General features: G+C 61.8%; 16 protein-coding genes. 8 read left to right on the top strand and 8 right to left on the bottom strand.

Annotated elements, in window-relative coordinates; all coding sequences use genetic code 11:
- The 3 genes from PYR65_RS04290 to mnhG are packed head-to-tail and all read left to right on the top strand — an operon-like array spanning position 1 to position 1,159.
- Positions 1 to 489: a Na+/H+ antiporter subunit E gene (locus PYR65_RS04290; protein WP_276120026.1), complete on the top strand. Its 489-nt coding sequence runs from the start codon at positions 1 to 3 to the stop codon at positions 487 to 489.
- On the top strand, positions 486 to 767 hold the full coding sequence (locus PYR65_RS04285) for a K+/H+ antiporter subunit F (protein ID WP_060639241.1): 282 nt from the start codon (positions 486 to 488) through the stop codon (positions 765 to 767). The genes PYR65_RS04290 and PYR65_RS04285 overlap by 4 nt, the downstream gene beginning before the upstream one ends.
- Positions 764 to 1,159 carry a monovalent cation/H(+) antiporter subunit G gene (gene mnhG, locus PYR65_RS04280; protein ID WP_060639240.1) on the top strand — a complete coding sequence of 132 codons (396 nt, stop codon included), beginning with the start codon at positions 764 to 766 and terminating at the stop codon, positions 1,157 to 1,159. The genes PYR65_RS04285 and mnhG overlap by 4 nt, the downstream gene beginning before the upstream one ends.
- 7 nt (positions 1,160 to 1,166) lie before the next feature.
- Here mnhG and cobM read toward each other — a convergent pair whose 3' ends face one another.
- A complete protein-coding gene (cobM, locus tag PYR65_RS04275) occupies positions 1,167 to 1,931 on the bottom strand; it encodes a precorrin-4 C(11)-methyltransferase (protein ID WP_060639239.1) in 765 nt (254 codons plus the stop codon).
- Between the two features lie 25 nt (positions 1,932 to 1,956).
- The gene (cbiE, locus tag PYR65_RS04270) at positions 1,957 to 3,198 is read right to left on the bottom strand and encodes a precorrin-6y C5,15-methyltransferase (decarboxylating) subunit CbiE (protein WP_276120025.1); all 1,242 of its coding nucleotides are present in this window, start codon (positions 3,196 to 3,198) and stop codon (positions 1,957 to 1,959) included.
- On the opposite strand from cbiE, the gene PYR65_RS04265 reads away from it, so the two are divergent.
- Positions 3,197 to 3,967 (top strand): cobalt-precorrin-6A reductase, encoded by a 771-nt coding sequence (locus PYR65_RS04265; protein ID WP_276120024.1) that lies wholly within the window; start codon positions 3,197 to 3,199, stop codon positions 3,965 to 3,967. The genes cbiE and PYR65_RS04265 overlap by 2 nt on opposite strands.
- Here the strand turns inward: PYR65_RS04265 and PYR65_RS04260 are convergent.
- The 5 genes from PYR65_RS04260 to cobF form a co-directional block, all read right to left on the bottom strand.
- A complete protein-coding gene (locus PYR65_RS04260) occupies positions 3,931 to 4,695 on the bottom strand; it encodes a precorrin-3B C(17)-methyltransferase (RefSeq protein WP_276120023.1) in 765 nt (254 codons plus the stop codon). The two genes, PYR65_RS04265 and PYR65_RS04260, sit on opposite strands and share 37 nt — an antisense overlap.
- A complete protein-coding gene (locus PYR65_RS04255) occupies positions 4,692 to 5,429 on the bottom strand; it encodes a precorrin-2 C(20)-methyltransferase (RefSeq protein WP_060639235.1) in 738 nt (245 codons plus the stop codon). The genes PYR65_RS04260 and PYR65_RS04255 overlap by 4 nt, the downstream gene beginning before the upstream one ends.
- On the bottom strand, positions 5,426 to 6,058 hold the full coding sequence (locus tag PYR65_RS04250; RefSeq protein WP_276120022.1) for a precorrin-8X methylmutase: 633 nt from the start codon (positions 6,056 to 6,058) through the stop codon (positions 5,426 to 5,428). Before PYR65_RS04250 ends, PYR65_RS04255 begins: the two co-directional genes overlap by 4 nt.
- Before the next feature lie 2 nt (positions 6,059 to 6,060).
- Entirely contained in the window at positions 6,061 to 7,434 is a 1,374-nt protein-coding gene (gene cobG / locus PYR65_RS04245) for a precorrin-3B synthase (RefSeq protein WP_276120021.1), read from the bottom strand.
- A gap of 138 nt (positions 7,435 to 7,572) precedes the next feature.
- A complete protein-coding gene (cobF, locus tag PYR65_RS04240) occupies positions 7,573 to 8,343 on the bottom strand; it encodes a precorrin-6A synthase (deacetylating) (protein WP_276120020.1) in 771 nt (256 codons plus the stop codon).
- A gap of 355 nt (positions 8,344 to 8,698) precedes the next feature.
- Here cobF and PYR65_RS04235 point away from each other — a divergent pair, with 355 nt between their 5' ends.
- The 3 genes from PYR65_RS04235 (at position 8,699) to PYR65_RS04225 (ending at position 12,819) form a co-directional block, all read left to right on the top strand.
- Positions 8,699 to 10,465, top strand: coding sequence for a type I secretion system permease/ATPase (locus tag PYR65_RS04235; protein ID WP_276120962.1), 1,767 nt, complete (start codon positions 8,699 to 8,701; stop codon positions 10,463 to 10,465).
- Complete coding sequence (locus tag PYR65_RS04230; protein ID WP_060639230.1) at positions 10,462 to 11,781, top strand: HlyD family type I secretion periplasmic adaptor subunit; 1,320 nt, start codon at positions 10,462 to 10,464, stop codon at positions 11,779 to 11,781. The genes PYR65_RS04235 and PYR65_RS04230 overlap by 4 nt, the downstream gene beginning before the upstream one ends.
- 129 nt (positions 11,782 to 11,910) lie before the next feature.
- Positions 11,911 to 12,819: a DMT family transporter gene (locus tag PYR65_RS04225; protein WP_276120019.1), complete on the top strand. Its 909-nt coding sequence runs from the start codon at positions 11,911 to 11,913 to the stop codon at positions 12,817 to 12,819.
- Here the strand turns inward: PYR65_RS04225 and ung are convergent.
- Positions 12,816 to 13,517, bottom strand: coding sequence for a uracil-DNA glycosylase (gene ung / locus PYR65_RS04220; RefSeq protein ID WP_276120961.1), 702 nt, complete (start codon positions 13,515 to 13,517; stop codon positions 12,816 to 12,818). The genes PYR65_RS04225 and ung overlap by 4 nt on opposite strands.
- A 188-nt stretch (positions 13,518 to 13,705) precedes the next feature.
- Here ung and modA point away from each other — a divergent pair, with 188 nt between their 5' ends.
- Positions 13,706 to 14,500 (top strand): molybdate ABC transporter substrate-binding protein, encoded by a 795-nt coding sequence (gene modA, locus PYR65_RS04215; RefSeq protein WP_276120018.1) that lies wholly within the window; start codon positions 13,706 to 13,708, stop codon positions 14,498 to 14,500.
- Positions 14,501 to 14,517 lie beyond the last annotated feature (17 nt).

Genomic DNA, 14,517 nt, shown 5'->3' with positions numbered 1-14,517 from the left:
ATGCGCTACTGGTTCCCCTACCCGCTTCTGTCGCTGGCCCTCCTGATGCTGTGGCTTTTGATCAACCAGTCGGTATCACCAGGCCAGATCATCCTTGGCTCCATGCTCGGCATCGCGTTTGCCTGGGTCATGGTCAACCTGCAGCCCGACAAGACGCGGATGAAGAATTACGGGCGCATCGCGGTTCTCGCCGGGCATGTGGCGCTCGATGTGGTGAAATCGAACCTTGCCGTGATGGGCGTGATCCTGCGCGCCGGAAGGCGGCCGGTCAATTCCGGTTTCGTGGCGATCGATATCAGCCTGCGCGACGAAAATGCTTTGGCACTGCTTGCATGCATTCTGACGGCGACACCCGGCACCGCCTGGCTCGAATTCGACCGCCAGACCGGCGTGCTGCTTCTCCACGTGCTGGACCTGGAAAACGGTGCTGCCTGGTCGGACCTGATCAAAAAGCGTTACGAAGCCCCGTTGAAGGAGATATTCGAATGACCGAGCTCTTCATCATCTGGTCGATCCTCGCCTCCCAGATCCTGCTTGGACTGGCGATGGGATGTGCGCTGTTTCGCATGGTGCGGGGGCCACGCGCCCAGGACCGCATCCTGGGCCTCGATGCGCTCTATATTACGGCCATGCTTTTGCTTTTGACCTTCGGGATCCGCACGGCCAATTCGATCTATTTCGAAGCGGCTTTGATCATCGCCGTGCTTGGCTTCGTCTCGTCGATCGCCTTTGCGAAATTCCTGATGCGCGGCGAGGTGATCGAATGAGCCATCTGACCGACCTTCCGGCCTGGGCGGCGATCCCGGTCTGCATCCTGCTTCTGACCGGCTCCGTCATCACCCTTATCGGTTCGATGGGACTGATCCGGCTGAAAACCTTCTATGGCCGCCTGCATGCGCCCACCCTCGGCGCCAGCGCCGGCACGATCCTGATCTCCGTTGCCTCGATGATCACCTTTGCCGTGCTGCAGAACCGCTGGATCCTGCACGAAGTCCTGATCATCGTTTTCGTCATCCTGACGACGCCGGTGACCTTGATGCTGCTCGGACAATCCGCGCTCTACCGTGACCGGATCGAAGGCCGGAACGACGTGCCGCGCAAGGCGGCCGGCGACCAGCCGGATACGCCGGGCCCGGATACGTCGGGCATGGATATCTGAGGTTTTCTTATAGTCCGTCGCGGCCGCGAAACCGCCGTTGATAGGCGGCGTCGTAAAGGGCACTTTCGCGAAAATCGGTAGCGCCAAGCGTGCGTCCGACAAAGATCAGGGCTGTACGCTCGATCGGATCGGCCGCCACCTTCGCCTCGATATCGGCAAGCGTGCCGCGCAGCACCCGCTCATCCGGCCAGGATGCCTTGACGACGATCGCCACCGGGCAATCTGCACCGTAAAGCGGCGTCAGCTCGGAAACCACCTGCGCCAGCGCATGGATCGCCAGATGAATGGCAAGCGTCGCGCCGGTGGCACCGAAACCGGCCAGCGTCTCGGCATTCGGCATCGGCGAGGCCCGGCCGGAAACCCGCGTCAGCACAAGGCTCTGGCCAATGGCGGGGATGGTCAGTTCGCGCCCGAGGGTGGCAGCCGCCGCCGCAAACGCCGGCACACCGGGTGTCATCGTATAATCGAGCCCGTGTTTTTCCAGCCGGCGAATCTGTTCGGCAACTGCGCTCCAAACCGAAAGATCGCCGGAATGCAGCCGCGCCACATCCTGGCCGGCGGCAGCGGCCGTCACATATTCGGCCTCGATCTCATCCAGCGACATCGGCGCCGTATCGACAATGCGCGCACCGTCCGGGCAATATTGCAGGAGTTCGGGCGAGACGATCGACCCCGCATAGAGGCAAACCGGGCAGCGGGCGATGAGATCGCGGCCGCGCACGGTGATGAGATCAGCGGCGCCTGGGCCTGCTCCGATGAAATGAACGGTCATCTTCTATCCTTCTGAATATCCAAGGTCAGGGTTTGACCCATGACCATTGCGTGACCGGCATGGCCGGACGCCAGCCCGTCATGGCGCCCACCGGCGATGCGCGGGCGATATCGATGCGCAGCAGCGATCCGCCGAGGCGGGCCTGATGGTCCAGAAGCACCGCCTCCATCTGCGTCGTCACCGCATTGGCAACCAACCGCCCACCGCTTTTCAAGGCGGCGATGGCCGCAGCCATCACGCCCTCCTCGCTGCCGCCGCCACCGACAAAAACCGCATCCGGAGATGGCAATCCGGCAAGGGCCTGGGGCGCTGTTCCATGGACGATTGTCAAACCGGGCACACCAAAATTCACCGCGTTGCGCCCGATGCGCGCGGCACGATCCGGCGAGCCTTCGATGGCAATCGCGCGCATTGCCGGATCGGACAGCATCCACTCGATCCCGATCGATCCGGAACCTGCGCCGACATCCCAAAGCAGTTCGCCGCGCCGGGGCGCAAGTGCTGACAGCGTCAGTGCGCGGACCTCACGCTTGGTGATCTGACCATCATGTTCGAAAAGCCCGTCTTGAAGGCCGGCGGCGAGCGGCAGGATGCGCGCGTCAGTGTCAGCCACAACCTCAACAGCACAGATATTGAGCGTGTTGATATCCGCCAGCGAGAAATCCGCAGCAATCTGCGAAGTCATCTGCTCCCGAGCACCGCCCAGCGCCTCAAGCACCGTCAAACGCGATTGCCCGAACCCGCTTGAAACAAGCAGCACCGCAAGCTGAGCTGGACCATGTTCATCGGATGTCAGCGCCAGAATGCGCGATCCCGGCTGCAGATGCGGCCGGATCAGATCGAGCGGACGGCCATGCAGGGACACGATCACTGTATCCTGCAACGCCCAACCGAGGCGGGAGGCTGCTAAGCTGAACGAGGACGGAGCGGGGAAAACCCGCATTTCGGCGCGGGCGATCCGGCGCGACAGCGTCACCCCGGCGCCGAAGAAGAAGGGATCGCCGGATGCGAGCACCACAACAGGCTGTCCGCGCAGCGCAACCACCGCCTCGACGGAACGCTCGAAAGGGCTCAGCCACGGATGGCGCTCGCCGGAGATCAAGGTTGCGGTGAGCTCAAGATGACGGGCGCCACCGAAAACCACCGAAGCAGCGGCGATGCAGCGCTTGGCCTCGTCGCCGAGACCGGCTAAACCGTCTTCACCCAGGCCGATGATCGTCAGCCAGGGCAGATTATTGCCGCCAGAAGAGGCCTGACCGTCACCCATGGGCAAACACCGTATCCTGATCCTTGGCGGCACGACCGAAGCACGGCAGCTGGCAGCCGCGCTGGCTCTCCGCACGGACTGCGACATTCTCCTGTCGCTCGCCGGGCGAACGGCGGAACCCATCGCTCAACCGGTGCCGAGCCGCAGCGGCGGTTTCGGCGGCAGCGACGGGCTTGCCGGTTTCCTGGAGGCTGAAAATTTCGACCTTTTGATCGACGCCACCCATCCCTTTGCGGCGCGCATCTCGCACAATGCGGAGATTGCGGCAGGCAGCACCGGTATTGCATTTTTTGCGCTCCGCCGCTCCGCCTGGAAACAGCAACCCGGCGATCTCTGGACCTGCGTCCGTTCCATTCCGGAGGCGGTTACGGCGCTTGGCGCGGCGCCAAAACGCGTGTTTCTCGCCATTGGCAGGCAGGAGGTCTTCCATTTCGAACATGCGCCGCAGCACCAATATCTGATCCGCAGCGTCGATCCCGTCCTGCCGCAGCTCGGCGTACCCGATGCGCGCTACCTTCTGGCGACCGGCCCCTTTGAGGAAGCCGCCGAGCGCGCCCTTCTCACCGGCAACCGGATCGACGTCATCGTCGCCAAGAACAGCGGCGGCACGGCCACCTATGGCAAGATCGCCGCCGCCCGTGCGCTGGGGATCCCGGTGATCATGGTCGAGCGGCAGCAACCGGACGATGTCCGCACGGTGGAGACTGTCAAAGACGCGCTCGGCCTTGTCGATCACCTTCTCTCCCCGGCGATGAAACGCGGCGTGTAAACGAGGTCAGCCCTGCCCGGACGCGGGATGATGCGGGTCTCGGGCGAGCCGATGATCACGCAGGTCGCCATATCCGCCTTCCCGGCATCGGCTTTCGCCAGATTCATGACCAGCATGCGCTCATCCGGCCGTCCGGCCGCGCGGCCGAAAATCACCGGCGTTTGCGCAGGCAGCACGGTGCGCAGGATATCGAAGGCTTCGCCGAGCTGCCAGGGCCGCGCCTTGCTGATCGGATTGTAGAGCGCGATCACCAGGCCCGCTTGCGCCACCAGCTTCAAACGGCTGGTAATCACATCCCAGGGCTTCAGATTGTCCGACAGCGAAATGGCACAGAAATCATGGCCGAGCGGAGCACCAATGCGGGCGGCAACCGCGAGCATCGCGGTGACACCGGGCACGATGACGAGATCGATCGAGCGCCATTCCTCCGGCCCGTTATCGATTGCCTCGCAGACAGCGGCAGCCATGGCAAAGACGCCGGGATCACCGCCGGAAACGACACAGACATCGGCGCCAGCCACGGCGCGCATGATGGCCGCCTGTGCCCGGTCCAGTTCCTCGCGATTGTCGGACGCGATCCGGTTCTGATCCGGGCGCAGGGAAAGCCGGTCGAGATAGGGGCCGTAGCCGAGGAAATCGGTTGATTTCGAGACCGCATCGAGCGCCTCGGGCGTCATCTGCTGCGGACCGCCCGGACCCGTGCCGATCACATACAGCGTGCCGCTCATGATCTGCCGCTCCAGCCGGGAACCAGCACCAGCGAAAAATAGGGCGCGGTATCATCGGCCTTTTCAGCCAGGGGGATCATCGCGGAATTCGCCATCGTGCCGCGCTCGACATAAACCGCCTGGCCAAGCTTGCCGGCTGCCGTCAAGGCCCGCCGGATCTTCGGCAGATTGCGGCCGACCTTCATGATCACGGCTGCCTGCGTATCGGCAAGACGGCGGATCAATTGGTCCTCGCCCATCGTGCCCGGAAGCACGGACAGCACATCGTCGCCCTGCACGATCGGCAGGCCCGCCAGCGACCAGCAGCCGGACATGGCGGTGATCCCCGGAATGACCTCGACCGGAAAACGCCCGGCCAGACGCACATGCAGATGCATGTAGGAGCCGTAGAACATCGGATCGCCTTCGCTGAGGATGGCGACGGTCTTGCCGGCGTTCAGATGTTCGGCAACGGCTGCCGCCGAGGCATCGTAAAAGCCGGTGATCTGGCTCTTGTAGTCGTCGTGATCCTTCTCGATCTCGACGGTCACGGGATAGTAAAGTGGCAATTCGAGGAGACCGGGCTTCAGCAGCCCATCGACCACAGCGCGCCCATTGCCGCGCCGCCCTTGCTTGGCGAAATAGGCGAGCACGTCAGCGGCTTCCAATGCCTTGATCGCCTTGAGGGTCAGAAGCTCCGGATCGCCGGGGCCTGTTCCAACACCGATCAGTCTGCCTTGAGACGGCGCGCTCACAGTCCCGGCCTCGCCAGCGAATTGACCGCAGCAGCCGTCATGGCGCTGCCGCCGAGACGGCCGCGCACGATCGCATAGGGCACGCCGTAGGAGTGCTCCGCCAATGCGTCCTTTGATTCCGCAGCCCCGACGAAGCCCACCGGCATGCCGATGATGGCAGCCGGTTTTGGCGCGCCGTCGCGCAGCAGTTCCAAAAGGAAGAACAGTGCCGTCGGCGCATTGCCGATGGCAACCACGGCCCCGGCAAGGCGATCGACCCAGAGCTTCAGGGCAGCGGCAGACCGGGTATTGCCGATCTCGCGGGCAATCTCGATGGTCTGCGGTTCGCGCAACGTGCAGATCACTTCATTATTGGCCGGCAGGCGGGCACGGGTGATGCCGTGGGAAACCATGAAAGCATCGCAGAAAATCGGCGCGCCATTTTTCAGGGCTTGGCGGGCAGCCGGGACGAAGCCCGGCGAAAATTCGAAATATTGCGCGGCATCCACCAGCCCGCAGGCATGCACCATGCGAACGGCCAGATCGGCCTCTTCCTCGGTAAAACGGGAGAGATCGGTTTCGCTGCGAATGATGGCAAACGAGCGCTCGTAGATGGCATCGCCATCCCGGATATAATCGTAATCAGGCATCTCTATCCCTGTTGAACCGCGGCTCTGATCCCATCCGCTCCGAGCCGTGTAAGGCAGGACCGGGCCGATTCGCCACCCTGTTTCCGCTCAGACACCAGCTTGTCGAGATGTGCAAGCGCGGTTCTTATGTTGTTTTCATCGATATAAGCGGTTGGTTGCGCCGATGCGGAGCCATTTACGACAAGCCCATAGCCTGTTGGCGCAGCCGTGATCGTCAAGCCCGAGGCAGACGGCTTGGCACAGCCCTTGGCGCAGCCCGACACATGCACCGTCAACGACCCGTCAAGCAGTGTGGGCGCCGTGTCGGCCAGCATCTGCGCGACGGCTCTCGTATCGATCCGCGCCGATGCGCAGGCGCCAAGACCGGCGCAGGCGGCAATATGATTGCGCGGATCGCGCGGGAAAGCCCGCAAACCATGGCCAAGCGCCAGAGCCTGTGCAGCGGCGATCCGGTCCTGCGCAATCCCCAGCACCATTAGTGCGTGACCGGGCGCCAGGCGGATTTCCGTGGCTCCGACTATGTCCAGGGCTTCCAGCAAGGTGCAAAGAGCCCGCGCATGGATTTGGCCGAAGGGCAGGCCGATGCCCAGAATGCAGCATTCATTGCCAAGATCATGAATGCCGGCGGAACTCGGCGCGGCCATCTGGGGCGGGATCGCATCGAGATCGAATGCGCTGGCCCAGCGGGTCGCAACGGCCCCGACAATATCGCGGGCGCGGGCATCCCTGCCGATCGCAGCTAGATTTTTGAGGATGTCCATGGCGGCGGGCACGACGGCCGCGTCTTCCAGCACCGCGATCCGGCTTGCGGTTATTTCCGTACCGGCAAGCGACAGCAGCCAGTAAACCTCATCGTTGATCCGCACAGCGCGCAACCGGATATCGGCGGTAACCGCTCCCAGATTGACCTGCCCGCCGCCATCCACGATCACCGACAGTTTCGGGGCCAGCGCCAATGGCGGCTGATGCGCAGACACCGCCATGTGCAACCGCTCGGCCATTGAAACTGCATCGGCGATATCCGCCGGGTCGAGCCCCGCCAGAGGCGGCGTCTCGATGGCCAGCCCTTGCGCGATTGCGATGCCGGCATCGGCAATTTTCTGCGACAAGACGGGGACGCTCTGTGCCGTCAGGCCCCGGATCTGCAGGTTGCCGCGCGCCGTGATTTCCAGGATGCCATTGCCGCAGACTGCAGCGGCATCCGCGATCTCCATCAGTTCACGAAGCGCAAATCCGGGCTTTTCAGGCCGCAGGCGCGCCAAAAGACCGTCGCCGGTCATCATCGGTGCCGACAGCGACGGGCACGCGCCACGGCGCATCGGCGAGCGCTGCGCGGCTTCTATTGGCCCATCGGATGGTGCGGCATGAAACGTCATGACAGGCGCGTGGCCATCTCCAGTCTTTACAAACAATCCAAACGGGCCAGCGAACGCCGGCTGAAAAAGCACTCTACAACACAGACAATCCCGCCGCCATGCCGAGTACCACGTCAAAACGAAGCACCGCTTTAGCCGCTATTCCTCGAAATCGGCGCCCTTTTGCAGAAGGTAGATATCCATGATCCAGCCATGCTGTGCCCGCGCCGCAGCCCGTGTCTTGAGGATTTCGTCTTTCACGTCGGCAAGGCGGCCGGACAGGATGATCTCCTGGTCGGTGCCGAGATAGGCGCCCCAGTAGATCCGCGCGTCCGGATCCTCGATCTTCATGAACGCCTGTTCGCCATCCAGCATCACGACGGCCGTCTCGTTTCTGTGCGGAAAACTCTCCACCAGCCGCCGCCCGGTGGTGATCTCTACCGGCTTGCCGACGAGATTGAGCGGTATCCTGTGGCTGGCGGCCAGCGCCTGTATGCTGGTAATGCCGGGAATCACCGCGTAGTCGAACGCAACCGCCGCCAGCGCGCGCACCCGTTCGATAATCCGGATCGTGCTGTCATAGAGCATCGGATCGCCCCAGACGAGAAAGGCGCCGGTCTGGCCTTCGGCGAGTTCCTCGATCAGCAGGCGCTCATAGGCGCTTGCGATGGCGGCGTGCCAGTCATCGACGCTGCGATGATAGGAGCGATCCGCCACCTGGCGCACGGGAACTTCGAATTCCACCACCCGGTTCTTTGGATTGGTGACATAACGCGAGACGATATCGCGGCGGATATCGGCCAGCTGCGCCTTGGCGTCACCCTTGGTGGGGATGAACAGGACGTCCGCCTGATTGAGCGCATTGATCGCCTGCACCGTCATGTGTTCAGGGTTTCCCGCACCTATACCCACGACCAGAACATTTTTCATGCCGTAACCTTTTTCAACATATCGGTGTGTTTGGCGCATGGATGAAACGAGCGCAAGACGGAGGCGTCCCGCATCAAGATAAGCATCTGGTAAAACACCAAAAATACTTTACCAGGATAATACAACCGCCATGGTCACTGGCCGATATTTGCACTATAAAAGCGATAAATACGTTTACATTAGCGATAAATCATTTACATAGGCGCGCAAATCCCGCTGCCGGCGACACGATATGCCGGTGCAGTTCGCATGCTCCCCAGGACAAAGAATCCCAGGTAATGCGGCCTTAGAGAAATTGTGGCACATTGTGCACACCATTTGAGACGGCGAACGTCTCGCGAGGACCTCAACAGTGATGAATGCATCGAAGACCAAAGTCAGCGCATCCGATCCGGCCGAAGCCCTGTGGAATTGCAAGGCGGGCTTTATCGGCATCTTTGTCGCCAGTGCGCTGGTCAATATCCTGTATCTGACCGGCTCCTTCTTCATGCTGGAAGTCTATGACCGAGTTCTGCCGAGCCGCAGCATCCCGACACTGATCGCGCTCTGCCTGCTCGCGCTACTGCTCTATGCCTTCCAGGGCGCCTTCGAGATGGTGCGCGGCCGCATGCTCGTGCGCATTGCAGGCGCTCTCGATGAAGCCATGAGCGCACGGATCTACCGCGCCGTGGTTCAGGCACCCTTGAAGCTGCGCACCCAGGGCGACGGCCTGCAGGCGTTGCGCGATTTCGATCAGGTCCGCTCGTTCCTGTCGGGAACCGGCCCGGCCGCCTTCTTCGATCTGCCCTGGCTGCCGTTCTATATCGGCATCTGCTTCCTCTTCCACCCAATGATCGGCATCGTCGCGATCGTCGGCTCGATCATCCTCATCGCCCTGACATTCCTCACCAATCGCGGCACGCAGGGCCCGTCGAAAAAGGCCTCGGAAGCCGGCAACCATCGCAATGCCTTCGCACAGGCCTCGCAGCGCAATGCCGAAGTCATGCAGGCTATGGGCATGATGGGCCGGATGTCGCAGCTTTGGGAACAGCGCAACAACACCTACCGGGAGCAAAACCGCGAGACGTCCGATGTCGGTAACGGCTATGGGGCCCTGTCCAAGGTGTTCCGCATGGCGCTGCAATCGGCCGTTCTAGCAACAGGCGCCGTTCTCGTCATCGAAGGCATGGCGTCGCCCGGCATCATCATCGCAGGCTCCATCCTGACCGCCCGCGCGCTGGCGCCGGTGGAACTGGCGATCGGCAACTGGCGCGGCTATGTGTCCTGCCGCCAGAGCTGGGCACGCCTCAACGAATTGCTCAAGGCCTTGCCGGAACGCGAAGCGCCGCTGGAACTGCCCGAGCCCAAGGAAAAACTGAGCGCCGAAGGCCTGGCCGGCGGCCCTCCCGGCGCGCAGCGCCTGACTTTTGCAGAGGTGAACTTCACCGTGAAGGCCGGCAGTGCGCTCGGCGTCATCGGCCCGAGCGCCTCGGGCAAGTCGTCGCTCGCCCGCGCCCTTATCGGCATCTGGCCGGCATTTCGCGGCTCGGTCCGTCTGGATGGTGCAGCACTCGACCAGTGGGACGCTGACAGGCTCGGCCGTCACATCGGCTATCTGCCGCAGGATGTCGAACTGTTCTCCGGCACCGTGGCGCAGAATATTGCCCGCCTCTCCGACAATCCGTCGCCGGACGCCATCGTCTCTGCGGCCAGGGCCGCCCGCGTCCATGATCTCATCCTCAAACTGCCCAATGGCTACGAGACCGAGATCGGCGATGGCGGGGCAGCGCTGTCTGCCGGCCAGCGCCAGCGCGTCGCCCTTGCCCGCGCCCTCTATGGAGAGCCCTTCCTGATCGTCCTTGACGAACCCAACTCCAATCTGGATGCGGAGGGCGAGCAGGCCCTGAGTGAAGCCATCATGAGCGTGCGGGCCCGCGGCGGCATCGTCGTCGTCATCGCCCATAGGCCAAGCGCGCTCGCGGCAACCGACATGGTGCTGATGATGAACGAAGGGCGGATGCAGGCCTTCGGGCCGAAGGACGAAGTGCTGGCCCAGATTCTGCGCAAGGACAATCGCCAGCCGCAAATTGCAAGCCACGCATCGCTGAAAGTCGTGGGCGAAGGACAGGATTCCGCATCATGACCGGTACAGTCAAACCCATCAGCTCGCACCGGTCGCTGGGCCGGCATATCGCGGCGGTTTCTCTTCTCGGCATTGCCCTCGTCGTTGGTGTTGGCGGCTGGGCGATGACCACAGAATTGTCGAGCGCGATCGTCGCGAGCGGCACCGTCGTGGTCGAAAACAATGTCAAGAAGATCCAGCACCTGACCGGCGGCATCGTTGAAGAGGTGCTGGTCAAGGAAGGCGATAGCGTCAAGGCCGGCCAGATCCTGATCAAGCTCGATGGCACCACCGTGCGCGCCAACCTGTCGATCGTGCAGAACACGCTGGCACAGCTTTATGCCCGCAGGGCTCGCCTTTTGGCAGAACAGCTCGGCTCCAGCGATTTCAGCATTCCGGAAAACCTGAACGAACTGACCTCCGGAACAAGCACTCCGGCGAGCGTGCTGGAACAGAGCGAGCGCAAGCTGTTCGTCAGCCGCAAAAGTGCACTCGTCGGCATGAAGAGCCAGCTTGCATCCCGCAAGGATCAGCTCGTCGACGAGACCAAGGGCCTGACGGTTCAGCTGGCGGCGATCGAGGATGCGCTGAAACTGATCGGCGAGGAACTGGGCGGCCTCGACAAGCTCTATGGCAAGGGCCTCGTTTCCATGCAGCGGCTGACCGAGCTGAAGCGCGACCGCGCCCAGCTGGAAGGTGATCGCGGTGCCCGTCTTGCTGCCCGTGCGCAGGCGGCCGGAAAATCCAGCGAAATCGACCTGCAGATCCTGCAGCTCGATGAAGACCGCCGCACCGAGATCGCCAAGGAACTGACCGATGTCGAAGGCAAGATCGCCGAATATGAGGATCGCCGCATCGCCGCCATGGACCAGCTGAAGCGCATCGACATTCGTGCGCCGCTCGATGGCCGTATCTATCAGCTGGCGGTGCATACCGTGAACGGTGTCATCAATCCCGGCGAAGTGCTGATGCTTGTCGTTCCCGGCGCTGATGGCCTGACGGTCGAGGCGAAGATCGCCACGCATGATATCGACCAGATCCGCCTCGGCCAGCCGGTGGAAGTCCGCTTCAGCGCCTTTAACCAGCGCACCACGCCGATCGTCGATGCGGAAGTGGTCACCATCGCCCCGGACCTCGTGACCGACCAGCGCACCGGCATGACCTACTATCCGCTGCGCATCAAGCCGAAGGCGGACAGCCTGGCAGGGCTGAAGGGGCTGACCCTTTATCCCGGCATGCCCGCCGAGGTCTTCATCAAGATCGCCGATCGCACGGTGATCTCCTATCTCGCAAAACCGCTGACGGAACAGATCCAGCATACGTTCCGCGAAGACTAAAGTTAAAATAGGCAACACGGCCATGTTCCGCATGGCCGTGTTGCCGGAAAACGCCTGTTTCAAACAAACAAGGCAGCATCGCCAAAATCGCGTGGCTGCTTGCGGCACAGCCGGTGTATGACCGGTGTCATGACCTCGAAGCGCACCGGCTATATTTTCGTCCTGCTTGCCCTTGTAATCTTTTCGATACAGGACGCGATTTCCAAGCATCTGGGCAGCCTCTACCCGCCGGTCTTCATCACGATGATCCGCTACTGGGCGTTTGCGGCCTTCGCCATCCTGCTGGCATCGCGCTCGCGCGGCGGTCTTTCCGTCACGGCCCAAACGAAACGTCCGGTGCTGCAGATCCTGCGCGGCATGCTGCTGGTCGCCCAGATCGTCATCGTCATCTATTCGTTCTCAAGGGTCGGCCTTGCCCATTCGCAGGCGATCTTTTCCTCCGGCCCGCTTTTCGTGGCGCTGCTCTCCATGCCGCTGCTCGGCGAGCGCGTCGGCTGGCGGCGCTGGACGGCGATCATCGTCGGGTTGCTCGGCGTTTTGCTGATCTTGAAGCCGGATGACAGCAGCTTCGACATCAATTTCCTGATCCCGATCTCTTCGGCGCTGATCTTTGCCATCTATGTCATCTCGACGCGGCTCGTCAGCCGCGATGACAGTGCGATGACCAGCTTCTTTTATACAGGCGTTGCCGGCGCGGTCGCGATCACCCTTGTCGGCCCGTTCTACTGGACGGCGCTGGCGCCACAGGACTGGGCCTGGATGCTGCTGCTCTGCATCACCGGAACGAGCAGCCATTTCTTCCTGATCAAGGCCTATGAATTGCTGGATGCTGCCGAGGTGCAGCCGCTGACCTATCTGCAACTGGTCTTCGCCTCGATCATCGGCGTCTCCATTTTCGGCGAAACGCTGAACCTCAACATGATCTTCGGCTCGGTGATCGTCGTCTGCGCCGGCATTTTCACCGTCTGGCGCGAAAGCATCGTCGCCCGCCGCAACGCCAAGCAGCCCGAACCGCCATCCTCCCAGACACTGACCTAAGCCTGAATTTCCGGATTGGCAGGCAATTCCCAATCGATCGGCTCGCGGCCCTTAGAGACGAGGAAATCATTGGCTTTGGAAAAGGGCTTGGTGCCGAAAAAGCCGTTATGAGCCGACAGTGGCGAGGGATGCGGCGAGCGGATCACCAGATGACGCGACGGATCGACGAACGCTGCCTTTTTCTGCGCATAGGATCCCCAGAGAATGAAGACGACCGGATGCTCCTGATCGTTGACCGCCCGGATGATCGCATCGGTGAACTTTTCCCAGCCCTTGCCCTGATGGGACGCCGCCATCGCGCGCTCCACCGTCAGCACGCTGTTGAGCAAAAGCACACCCTGCCGCGCCCAATGTTCCAGAAAGCCGTGCCGGGCAGGCAGGATGCCGAGATCGCCATGCAGTTCCTTGTAGATATTCACCAGCGATGGCGGCGAGCGCACGCCGGGCTTGACGCTGAAGGACAGCCCATGCGCCTGCCCCTCGCCATGATAGGGGTCCTGCCCGAGAATGACGACCCGCACCTTGTCGAGCGGCGTCAGATCCAAAGCGCGAAAATACTCCGTCCCCTTTGGAAAAATCTGCTTGCCGCTGTTTTTTTCCTCCAGCAGGAATTTTTTCAAGACGGCCATGTAGGGGCTGGCGAATTCTGCGCTCAAAGCTGCTTTCCAGCTCTCCTCGATCTTCACACTCGATTCCATCACGTTCCCAACCTTGCCAGTTCCGTCCACCCTGCGGCGCAGAACTTAACGTCAGCGCCGCCGATGGCAAGCAGCAAGCAACAGGCCGGTCCGAATGAGTTTCAATATATTTTGATTAATATAACGCTGGTCAATCTCACTACGCCGTTATATCTAAAGGAATATCTCGAAACCAAATGGGGGACCGCATGCGCACTGAACGTCGAACCTTGCTGAAATTTCTCGGAACTGCCGCCGTCGCACTCTGGATCGGTGGCGCGTCGCTCGTCCAGCCTGCGCTTGCAGCCGAAAAGGTTACCGTCTTTGCTGCGGCAAGCCTGAAGAACGCGCTCGATGCCGTTGATGCCGAATGGAAGAAGGAAAGTGGCAAGGAAACCACCGTTTCCTACGCTGCAAGCTCGGCACTCGCCAAGCAGATCGAATCCGGCGCACCGGCCGACGTCTTCATCTCCGCTGACCTTGCCTGGATGGATTATGTTTCTGAGAAGAAACTGATCAAGGACGACAGCCGCGCCAACCTCCTCGGTAACCGCATCGTTCTGGTCACCGGCAAAAAGGATGCAGGCCCCGTCGATATCAAGCAGGGACTTGATCTGAAGGCATTGCTGGGCGACGAGAAGCTCGCCATGGGCGCAGTCGATTCCGTTCCCGCCGGCAAATACGGCAAGGCCGCACTGGAAAAGCTCGGCATTTGGTCGTCCGTCGAAAAGAACGTTGCAGGCGCTGAAAACGTCCGGGCTGCGCTTCTGCTCGTCTCCAAGGGTGAAGCCCCCTACGGCATCGTCTACCAGACGGATGCCGCTGCCGACAAGGATGTGACCATTGCCGGCACTTTCCCGGAAGACAGCCATCCGCCGATCGTCTACCCGATCGCCATCACCGCTGACAACAAGAACCCGGACGCAGCCGCCTATGTCGACTTCGTCAAATCTGCCAAGGCTGCCGCCCTGTTCGAAGCCCAGGGCTTTACGGTTTTGAAGTAAGCACACCTGAAAGAGAT

The organism is Pararhizobium qamdonense (assembly GCF_029277445.1).
GTDB lineage: Bacteria > Pseudomonadota > Alphaproteobacteria > Rhizobiales > Rhizobiaceae > Pararhizobium > Pararhizobium qamdonense.
This window is presented reverse-complemented; position numbering and strand designations above follow the sequence as displayed.